9 protein-coding genes are annotated in these 9,715 nt (G+C 62.3%); 4 read left to right on the top strand and 5 right to left on the bottom strand.

The genetic code is table 11. The annotated features are described in order from the left end of the window. The 4 genes from EBBID32_RS18920 to EBBID32_RS18905 all read right to left on the bottom strand — a co-directional run. On the bottom strand, positions 1-2,391 hold a 2,391-nt coding region (locus EBBID32_RS18920), incomplete at its 3' end, for a TonB-dependent receptor (protein ID WP_037491870.1). A 171-nt stretch (positions 2,392-2,562) separates the two neighbouring features. Further along, positions 2,563-2,955: a VOC family protein gene (locus tag EBBID32_RS18915; protein ID WP_006963824.1), complete on the bottom strand. Its 393-nt coding sequence runs from the start codon at positions 2,953-2,955 to the stop codon at positions 2,563-2,565. After that, positions 2,952-3,425, bottom strand: a complete 474-nt coding sequence (locus EBBID32_RS18910) for a VOC family protein (RefSeq protein WP_006963822.1) — start codon at positions 3,423-3,425, stop codon at positions 2,952-2,954. The genes EBBID32_RS18915 and EBBID32_RS18910 overlap by 4 nt, the downstream gene beginning before the upstream one ends. Positions 3,426-3,536: 111 nt before the next feature. Continuing rightward, positions 3,537-4,412 carry a helix-turn-helix transcriptional regulator gene (locus EBBID32_RS18905; RefSeq protein WP_006963820.1) on the bottom strand — a complete coding sequence of 292 codons (876 nt, stop codon included), beginning with the start codon at positions 4,410-4,412 and terminating at the stop codon, positions 3,537-3,539. Between the two features lie 154 nt (positions 4,413-4,566). On the opposite strand from EBBID32_RS18905, the gene EBBID32_RS18900 reads away from it, so the two are divergent. From EBBID32_RS18900 to EBBID32_RS18885, 4 genes are read left to right on the top strand one after another with little or no spacing between them, the layout of a single operon-like run. Continuing rightward, positions 4,567-5,385, top strand: a complete 819-nt coding sequence (locus EBBID32_RS18900) for an SDR family NAD(P)-dependent oxidoreductase (RefSeq protein ID WP_006963818.1) — start codon at positions 4,567-4,569, stop codon at positions 5,383-5,385. Between the two features lie 14 nt (positions 5,386-5,399). Continuing rightward, the gene (locus EBBID32_RS18895) at positions 5,400-6,410 is read left to right on the top strand and encodes a zinc-dependent alcohol dehydrogenase (protein WP_006963816.1); all 1,011 of its coding nucleotides are present in this window, start codon (positions 5,400-5,402) and stop codon (positions 6,408-6,410) included. Continuing rightward, entirely contained in the window at positions 6,407-7,669 is a 1,263-nt protein-coding gene (locus EBBID32_RS18890; RefSeq protein ID WP_006963815.1) for an MBL fold metallo-hydrolase, read from the top strand. The genes EBBID32_RS18895 and EBBID32_RS18890 overlap by 4 nt, the downstream gene beginning before the upstream one ends. Beyond that, on the top strand, positions 7,669-8,832 hold the full coding sequence (locus EBBID32_RS18885; protein ID WP_037491872.1) for a sulfotransferase family protein: 1,164 nt from the start codon (positions 7,669-7,671) through the stop codon (positions 8,830-8,832). Before EBBID32_RS18890 ends, EBBID32_RS18885 begins: the two co-directional genes overlap by 1 nt. 30 nt (positions 8,833-8,862) lie before the next feature. Here EBBID32_RS18885 and EBBID32_RS18880 read toward each other — a convergent pair. Continuing rightward, a partial coding sequence (locus tag EBBID32_RS18880) for an SDR family NAD(P)-dependent oxidoreductase (RefSeq protein WP_037491868.1) occupies positions 8,863-9,715 on the bottom strand: 853 nt, incomplete at its 5' end.

The raw sequence follows: 9,715 nt of genomic DNA, 5'->3' as shown, positions 1-9,715 counted from the left end.
TGTATAAGAGACAGCGGTGTAGGTGCTGTTGAACGTGCCGGCCGTCGGCCCGGTAAAGACCGGCCGGCCATTTGCGAACTGACCGGCAAAACCCAGCTGCTGATACCCTGTGAACAGCGGGGTCGTGCGCGTCAGCACCTTGGTCGTATCAAACAGGTTCTTGGCGAAGAACGCTATTTCCCAGCCGCCATCGGGCGAACGGATACCGGCATAGAGGTTGGCAAGGGCATAGGCACCGACATCGTCGAAATTATTGCCCGGGTCACTCAGGGACTTGCCATTATAGTTGACCAGCCCACGCACGAACCCATCGACCTTGCCCGACAGGGCAGTATGATATTCACTCTGCAAGGTCGCGGTGAAGGGCGGCATGAAGGACGAACGCTGCGATACGGCACAGGTCGACAGGTTGTTTGCGCCGACCGCCGCCTGCAACTCCGCCAACGATGGAGCGGCACCAACCGCATCGGGGATGCCATCGGCATTCAGATCATTGCACGGGATGTTGCCGCCCTTGATCTTGCCCAGCGAATAGCTGGCGGTCAGGCCGACATTGAAGCCGCGGGCCACATCGACGTTGAGTTCGCTTTCGATGCCGTTCACTTCCACCGGTACCGCGCCGACGAAGTTGAAGGAGCTGACCTGCTGCGCCGTGCCGGTGACCGCACCGGTTGCATCGCGGATGGCGACGGTGTTCACATAGTAGACGCCGTTGTTGGGCACGCGATACGGGAAATTCTTGAACGTCTGGTGATAGGCGGTCACGTTGAAACGCGCCCGGCCACCCATCAACGTGCTCTTGAAACCAATTTCATAGGATTTCGATGTTTCCGGCGGCAAGTTGAGGAAGCTGTTTTCCAGTGCCGATTTTGCGATATTGAAATCGCCGACAACGTTGATGCCAGGCCGCATCGAGCTGCCAGTCGCGGCATAGACCAGGAAATCGGGGGAGAAATTATGCTTCACCGACGCATTGTAAATCAGCTTCTTGAGATCCTGGGCATCGGCGGCGATCGTGTTGCCATTGACCCCCAGGAAATTGCGCGAGCTATATTTGATCTGGCGCAGACCGCCGGACACTTCCGTGCTTTCCCCGACATGCGCGGTCAGATTGCCGAAAATGGACTGTTCGTGCGCCCGGCCCGTGCGTGACACATTGGTGGTGACAATCGAAGCGATCGCACCTCCAAAAGCCGCCGGCAAGCGAACGATCGTCGGCGATGTCAGGGCCGTGGGCGGGTTGAGCTTGCTGTCGAAGAAGCCGACAACATAGTCAAAAATGCCTGCGACACGCTCCTCGTTCTGAAGGCGGATTTCATGCGACGTGCCCTTTGCCACGCTGCTGGTCGTCTGATTGACGTCACGACCGATGAAGAAATTGCCATCATCGACATTGTCGGTCGAATAGAATTGCTGCTTGCTATACTGACCCTGATAGATCAGCCGCTGGCCCCACTGCGCCAGTTCCGCGCGCCAGTTATAGATGTCGAACCGCTGGTTGATGATCCGCGGCTGTTCCTGGATCGACAGGCGATCCTTGGCCGTGATCAGCACCGGGCTGGCAGCGGCGGCAGGATTGGCTTCGCTGAAGGAAATCGCCTGATCATAGGTCCGCGCGTCGCGGTCCATATATTGATAGGTGCCTTCCAGCTTGATCCAGTCGGCCGGTTCGATCAGGCCAACGACGCGGTAGCTCTTGGTCCGCGAATGGGGGTCTGGCGCGCCGGCGGTGCGCACCAATGGGCGGACGCGATCGGCTTCATTTTCGTCCCACACGCCCGACACGCGGATACCCGCAATGCCTTCGATGATGGGCACGTTGAGCGCGCCCTTGAAGTTGAGCGTGCCGATGTCGTTGCCGGTCCAGTCGGCATAGCCGCCAAACTGGTTGAGATCGGGCTTGCGCGTGGTGATGGTGATCGAGCCGGAGGGCGATGCGCGACCACGCAACGTGCCCTGTGGGCCGCGCTGCACTTCGATCTGGCCGATGTCGTACATCTGCTGGAGGATGACACCCGGCGAAATAGGCGCATCGTTGAAATAGAATTCGACCGTGCCGTTGTTGCCGCTGGCATTGGCATCGAAATTGACGCCGCGCAGCCGCGCATTGCCACCGATGCCATTGGCGTTGGTGGTCAGTTCCAGACCCGGCGCGAGCGATTTGACTTCAGCGAATTCGCGGAAATTGAGGTTGGCGATCGACTGAGCGGTCACCGCGTTGATGACGGCCGGGACGTCCTGCACATCTTCTTCGCGGCGGCGGGCCTGCACGATGATCGTGGGCGCATCGAACGAGGAGTCCTGCGGCGCTTCCTGCGCCATTACCTGCGTCGGCAGGGTCAAGGCCGCCATGCTGGCACCCATCAGATAATAGGCTGTCATGCGCTTCATAGAAATGTCCTCCCCAAATAAGCGCCGCGTCGAATCATGATGTCCGGCTGGGCGCGATCGTCGTTGTGCTTTTGTGAGCGTGGTTATGCCCGATAAAGCCGGTTTGCGGAGTCGCTAATGAACAGGGGTGTCTATATATCGCCGTCGCGATTCCACCGCGATTTGCGATCCTTAGGCTATCGCCTGATCAGGCGGGCCGAAACGGAATATGACCAGCTTGTTGCCGTCGAGGTCGCGGAAGTAGGCTCCGTAGAAGCCGTTGGGATCATCGCCGCGGATACCGGGCTTTCCCTCGCACTGGCCGCCAAGCGCAATCGCTTTGGCGTGGACGGCGTCCACCACGGCCCGGCTGACTGCCGGGATGCCGACCTGATTGCCATTGCCGGGCGATGCTTCGCCAGCAAAGGGCTTGCCGATCAGCAACATGCCACCATCGCCGGATTTATAGGCAACGACGTCGGGCCGATCGAAGGCGCGGACCGCGCCCAGCAGGGCGGCGATTGCGTCGTAGAAGCTCTTGGCGCGATCAAGATCGCTTGTGCCGAAGCGGGCCATGCCGATCATGCGGTGCGTCCTCCCATTGCGGCCCAGCGATCCGGGACCATCCATACATATTCGATATAGTGGCCAAGCCATTCGCGGGTATCGAGATAGAGAAACTCCAGCATCCCCGCTGTGCCGCCTTTCAGCACGACGGGAAAAGGCTGCTGGTCGATTCGCGCCATGAAAGCGTCCCAGTCGTCCACCAGATGGCAGACATGGTGGAATTTCAGACTGTCATCGGCGGGCAGAGCATCGCGATAGAGCGACAGGACGTCGCCTTCTATCGGCTGGATCAGTTCAAACTGCATGTCGCCGACCCAGACGAAGGCGAGTTTCTGGACACCTATGCCTTCGCCCTGCGGGGTCCACAGATTGACCGAGACTTGCGTTTCCAGAAGGGTGCGGACGTCGGCGCGCTCCCTGAACTGTGCCACGGCCTTGTCGACATTGCGGGTCACATAGGCGTTTTGATAATGGCGTCCGACGATCATCGTCCTGCCCTCTCCTGATCGATGATTGTGATTATCCCGACAGCGAGTTGGACAATGTTGCGCTGTTTTTCCAAGACAGGTTTATGTCGTTATCCAGACATAGTGACTTCATCAGGCCATAGGCGACAAGCGACGTTGGCGGAACTGGCGCGGGGTGGAGCCGGTGGCGCGGCGGAAGGCGAAGGCGAAGCTGGAGGGGGATGCAAAGCCCAGCGCAAAAGCGATTTCCTTGATGCTTTCGCTGGTCCCCAGATGGCGTTTGGCCATGTCGATGCGGGTCTGGGCGATATGGTCGCCGATCGAATGGCCGCGCGAGGCGCGAAAGCCGCGAGTCAACTGGCGCGGGGACATGTTGCACAGGGTCGCCAGCTCCTCCAGCGCGGGGGGCGGGCCGGGCTGGTGCAGCCGTTCGTCGATGCGGCGCAAGCGCCATGAGGCGAGGCCGCCGCTGATCGGCCCTTCGGCAATCGCCTGGCAATAGCGCGCCACTTCGATCGCCAGTTGCTGGGCGATGAGTTCGGCCAGGATCGCGCCGCCAGCGCCGGGATGGCGAACTTCTTCGGCCAAACGGAACAGGCAGGCGCGCATATGCGGATGGGCGATGTCGAGGCCAGCCGCGAGCCGCCGGTCGGTCCATTCGATGCCGTCGTCGTCGAGCCAGCGGTCAATCGCGGCGGCGGGGATTTCGCACACGATCGATGCCTGCCGCCCGCCCGATTCGCTGCGGACATGGATCGCTTCGCCCGGCGGGACGAGGAAGATTTCGCCCAGCGGTTCATAGCGATGCGGTCCCCAGCGTTCGCGATAGCAGCCGCGCGCCATTTCCGGACGGGGTGTGAGGCACAGGTCGAGCCAATAATGGTCGGCGCGGCGGAACAGCCGGTCGGTCGGCTGTTCCAGGCGCAGCCGCATGATCCGCACCTGCGCGGAAGGGACGATCAGTTCCGCCTCGAACATGGATTGGGCATAAGTTTCAGCTGGTGGCATCACTTCTCCCGCCCTGTGTTTGGTCTTGGCCCTATCGGTGGATTATGACCCGATAGCTATAGTCAGGTCAATTGCGGGTCACGCCGCGCTGATCGACAATCGCCCCAGCAGAATGACCGCCAGCGGGCGGCGATATTTCATAGGAGAGCGACAAGTGGCGGGTCTTTTCGACTGTTCGGACAAGGTGACGCTGGTGACCGGCGGCAATGGCGGCATCGGCCTAGGCTTTGCGCGCGGCGTGGCGAAGATGGGCGGCAAGATCGCCATCTGGGCGCGCAATGCGGAAAAGAATGAGGCGGCGAAAGCGGATCTGCTGGCAGCGGGCGCGGGCCGTGTGGAAACCTATCAGGTCGATGTGGCGTCGGAAGAGGCGATCATTGCGGGCTATGCGCAATTGCTGGCCGATTTCGGGCGAGTCGATTGCGTGTTCGCCAATTCGGGCCGCGCGTCGCGCAGCCGGTCGGTACTGACGCTCGATTCGGCGGAATGGCATGACCTGATGGCGGTGAACCTGCATGGCGCCTTCTTCACCCTGCGCGAAGGGGCCAGGGCAATGGTCGCGCGCGCCGAGGCTGGCGAGCCGGGCGGGAGCCTGGTCTATTGCGGCAGCCTGTCGATGTTCCACGGCATGCCGGGCATCAACAATTATGCAGCGTCCAAGGGCGGCATGGGTGCAGCTGTGCGTGGCATGGCGGCGGAACTGGGCAAATATGCAATCCGCGCCAACAGCATCGCGCCCGGATACGTCAAAACCGGCATTGGCGGTGACGGCCAGATGAGCGAGGAAATGAAGGCGCGCATGGCGGCGGTGGACGCGCATTTTTCCGCCAAGACACCAATCCATCGGCCCGGCGCCATCGAGGATTTTGAGGGGATCGGCGCCTATCTCTGCTCCGATGCGTCGCGCTTCCATAGCGGCGATACGATCGTGATCGACGGTGGCAGCCTGATCTATCCCCCTTACGCCTTCTGATCGGAGCCGCCCCCATGCGCCTGCTCGCCATCCATAACGTCAATGACGTTCGTCTCGACCCCTATGAGCGGCCCGAAGCAGGGCCGAAGGATGTGGTCGTGAAAATGAAGGCCTGCGGCATTTGCGGCAGTGACCTCAGCTACATCAAGAATGGCGGCATCCCGACGCCTGGCAAGCGGACCGCGCTGGGCCATGAGGGTGCAGGCGAGCTGATGTTCGTGGGTGACGAGGTGGCCGGCGTTTCGGTGGGGCAAAGCGTCATCATCAACCCGATGATGACGCCCAGCTATATCGGCAGCGGCGGGCCGGAGGGGGCGTTTACCGAGGAATTGCTGGTCCGCGACGCGCGGCTGGGCGACAGTCTGCTGCCCATTCCCGACGGCATCCCCTATGATGTCGCGGCAATGTGCGAGCCGCTGTCGGTCGCGATGCACGGGGTCAACCGGGCGCAGGCGAAGGCGGGCGACAAGATCGTGATCTTTGGTTGCGGGCCGATCGGGCTGGGCATGATCCTCTGGGCGGTGGATCGCGGCTGCGACGTGATCGCGCTCGATCTGGCCGAGGAGCGGCTGGAGCGGGCGCGGGCATTGGGCGCGCAGACAATCAATCCGGCGAGCGAGGATGCGATCGCGCGGATCAAGGCGATCCACGGCACGGTCATGGTGTTCGGACGGGAGAAATCGCTGACCGACGCCTATATCGACGCGGCGGGTGCGCCGTCGATCCTGCATGATGTGGTGACGCTGGCCAAGACCCATGCGCGCCATGTCATCACCGCCGCCTATCTGAAACCCATCGAACTGCCCGCCGGGCCGATGCTGACCACCGAAATGACGATCACCACGGCGGTCGGTTATCCCACTGAAATGCCCGACGTGATCGCCGCAATGCCGCGTTTGCGCGACAAGATTGCGGCACTCATCAGCCACAGATTGCCGTTCGACCGGGTGATCGAGGGCTTGGACATCGCCGCGCGGCCGCAATCGGCCAAGGTCATGATCGAATTTGTGGACGGCGCGGCATGACCGACAAGCCGCAGACGCCTTTAGGCGCTTTGGTGATGGCGGGTCAGGGCCAGACGGATGCCGAACGTATCGGCGACGGCATCTTCATGGTGAAGGATATTTCCAACGCCTATCTGGTGACGACCAGCAACGGCGACCTGATGATCAACACCGGCTTTCTGGGCAATGGTGCGCGCAACAAGGGACTGTTTGCGCCGCATCGTAGCGGACCGCTGCGGCGGATCGTCGTGACCCAGGCCCATGCCGACCATTATGGCGCGCTACCCGACCAGAAGGAGACGGACACGCAGGTCATTGTCGGGGCGGGCTTTGGCGAGACGGTGGAGTATTTCGAGCGACTTGGCGAATTTCTCGGTCGCCGGTCGGGCAAGCTGTGGGCGTCGATGACCCGGCGCGACGGGCCGCCACCCAAGCCGCCGCTGATCGTGCCGGACGTGGAGATCGCCACCAGCCTTGCCTTCACGCAAGGGGGTCGCGCGTTCAAGGTGGTCAAGACGCCGGGCGGCGAGAGCCTGGATTCGGTGTTCGTGTGGATGCCGGATGAAAAGATCGTCTTTACCGGCAATCTGTTTGGCCCCGTCTGGCGGGCGATGCCCAATCTGGTGACGATGCGCGGCGACAAGCCCCGGCTGGTGCGCGCCTGGCTGCGATCGGTCGAGCAGGTCCGGGCATTGGGCGCGGAAATGGTGATTACCGGCCATGGCGATCCGATCCGGGGGGCGGAGATGATCCGCGCGGACCTCGACACGATGCACGCGGCGGTCAGCTATCTGGAGCGAGAGACGATCGCAGGGATGAATGCGGGCCGGAGCGTGCAGGATCTGATGCGCGAAATCGCGCTGCCTGCCGACCTCAGGATCGGGGAATTTCATGGCAAGACCAGCTGGGTCGTGCGCGCCATCTGGGAAGAAAATGGCGGCTGGTTCCATTATGCCGATGGCACGACTGCGCTTTATGGCGTGCCGCGTTCGGCGGTGAATGGCGATCTGGTCCAACTGGCGGGCGGCGCGGGCGCGATCGTAGGCCGCGCCCATGTGCATGCGGCGGCGGGGCGACCGTTGGAGGCGCTGCATCTGATTGACATCGCGCTGGGCGTTGTGCCCGATCATGAGGCGGGATTGAGCGTGCGTAAATCGGCGCTGGAGCAATTGCTGGCCGCGAGCGGCAGCACGAACCTGTCGGAAACCATGTGGCTGAAGGCGGAGATCGCCGAGACGGACAAGCGCCTCGCCAGCCATGCACAAGAGGGAGAAGGATGATGACCACCACCACCGCAGGGCTGGACGCCGATGCGCTGATCGCCGCCGCGCGCGAACAGACGGGCCTCACCGATCTAGGCGATGACGCGATGTTGGAGGGGCTGCATGTCCTGATCGACGCGATCAACCGGGAAGCCAAGCTGACGGCGGCTGCGCAAGGTCGCTGGGCGCAGCAGATTACCGCCACGCTGGCGAACCGCTTGCAGGTCGAACATTATCTGGCGCAGCATCCCGCGCTGCTGGACGCGCCGGTCGAAAAGCCGCTGTTCGTATTCGGCCTGCCGCGCACCGGCACGACGCTGACGATCAACCTGCTGAACGCCGATCCGGCGCGGCGTTGCTTCCTGCGCTGGGAAGCGTTCAACAGCGTGCCGCCGGCCGCCAAGGGGGCGCTGAGCAGCGATCCGCGCTATGTTGCTGAACAGGCGCGGCTCGACATGATGCTCAAATATGCGCCGCATATTTCGGCGATGCACCATGAGGATGCCGACAGCCCGACCGAGTGCCAATTCTCCATGGCACCGTCCTTCTGCGCGCAATATTATGACTCGGTTCTGCATATTCCGAGCTATCAGAAGTGGTTGTTCAGCACGAGCTATCTGCCGGCCTTCCGCTACCAGAAGCGGCTTTTCCAGTTGTTGCAGGAGAATGAGGGCGGGCAGTGGACGCTCAAAAATCCGTGGCATCCTTTGTTCCTGAACGACCTGACCACCATCTATCCCGATGCGCAGTTGGTGATGACCCATCGCGATCCGGCCGATGTCGTCGCGTCGGCGTGCAGCCTGGTCTATCAGGTGCGCAAGATGTTCAGCGACGATGTCGATCCGGTCGAGGTGGGCAAGTCACAACTGCGCACCTTCGACCTGATGATCGAGCGGATGATGGCCTATCGGGAGAAGCATGGCGCGGATTCGATCCACGACATCCCATATGACGCGCAGCTGCGCGATCCGATCGGCGAGATGAAGCGGCTTTATGCCCGGTTCGACACGGAATTGACGGTGGAAGCCGAGACCGCGATGCAGGCGATGCTGGACGCCAATCCGCAGGGCAAGCATGGCAAGCACAGCTATGACCTGGCCGATTACGGGCTGGATCGTGCGGGTGTTCACGCGCATTTCAGGGATTATACGGAGCGGTTCGGGATTGCGTGCAGGGCTTGAACATTCCTCCCCTGTAAGGGGAGGATGATTTTACCCCGCCCGCGCCATCGCGAAACAATAGCGCAGATGGTCCATATGGCCGTCCGGCACTGGCGGAAAATGGAGCGCGTCGTCGGTGGCGCGGATGGTATCGAGGTTAGCGGCGACCTGCTCGATGGTCCAGTCGGGGCGGAACGTGCCCTTCGTTTCCATGGTATAAGCGCGCGCGACGCGACCGGCCATGGCGATCAGCATTTCGCCCGACACCGCGCAATCTTCATGCGCCAGATAGCCGACCGTGGGGGCGACCAGATCCGGGTCCATCGGCGGATAGGCGCTGGTGTCCAGGCCATCGGCCATGCGGGTGACTGCGCCGGGCAGGATGATGTTGCTCTTGATACCATGCGCCGCCCCCTCGATCGCGGCGACATTGGACAGGCCGGTCATCGCGGCCTTGGCCATCGAATAGTTGACCACGCCGGCATTGCCATAAAGGCCGTTGATCGAGCCGGTCAGGACAATGCGGCCATAATTGGCGGCGGTCATGTGCGGGAAGGCGGCGCGCACGACGTGGAAGGCACCGCGCATATGCACGTCCAGCACCGTCTCGAAATCGGCATAGCTCAGATCATTGAGCGACCCGCGCCGCACGATGCCCGCATTGTGGATGAGGATGTCGATGCGGCCATAATGGTTCATGGCAGCGTCGATGATCGCCTGCCCCCCCTGTGGCGTTGCGACGCTGTCGGTCGAGGCGAGGGCATCGCCCCCGGCGGCGCGGATTTCATCGACCAGCGCCTGCGCGGGCGCGGCGTCAGTCCCCTCCCCCTGCATCGACACGCCCGGATCGTTGACGATCACCTTTGCGCCCCGCGCCGCCAGCAGCAGCGCATAGGCGCGTCCC

It is taken from the genome of Sphingobium indicum BiD32, from assembly GCF_000382885.1.
Lineage (GTDB): Bacteria > Pseudomonadota > Alphaproteobacteria > Sphingomonadales > Sphingomonadaceae > Sphingobium > Sphingobium japonicum_C.
Note: the sequence above shows the minus strand (reverse complement) of the source record. Positions and strands in the feature narration are given on the sequence as shown.

What these genes read in the sequence shown, in the direction of transcription:
- EBBID32_RS18915 (WP_006963824.1), bottom strand. Translation starts at nt 2,955, where the DNA reads ATGATCGGCATGGCCCGCTTCGGCACAAGCGATCTTGATCGCGCCAAG.
- EBBID32_RS18910 (WP_006963822.1), bottom strand. Translation starts at nt 3,425, where the DNA reads ATGATCGTCGGACGCCATTATCAAAACGCCTATGTGACCCGCAATGTC.
- EBBID32_RS18905 (WP_006963820.1), bottom strand. Translation starts at nt 4,412, where the DNA reads ATGCCACCAGCTGAAACTTATGCCCAATCCATGTTCGAGGCGGAACTG.
- EBBID32_RS18895 (WP_006963816.1), top strand. Translation starts at nt 5,400, where the DNA reads ATGCGCCTGCTCGCCATCCATAACGTCAATGACGTTCGTCTCGACCCC.
- EBBID32_RS18890 (WP_006963815.1), top strand. Translation starts at nt 6,407, where the DNA reads ATGACCGACAAGCCGCAGACGCCTTTAGGCGCTTTGGTGATGGCGGGT.
- EBBID32_RS18885 (WP_037491872.1), top strand. Translation starts at nt 7,669, where the DNA reads ATGACCACCACCACCGCAGGGCTGGACGCCGATGCGCTGATCGCCGCC.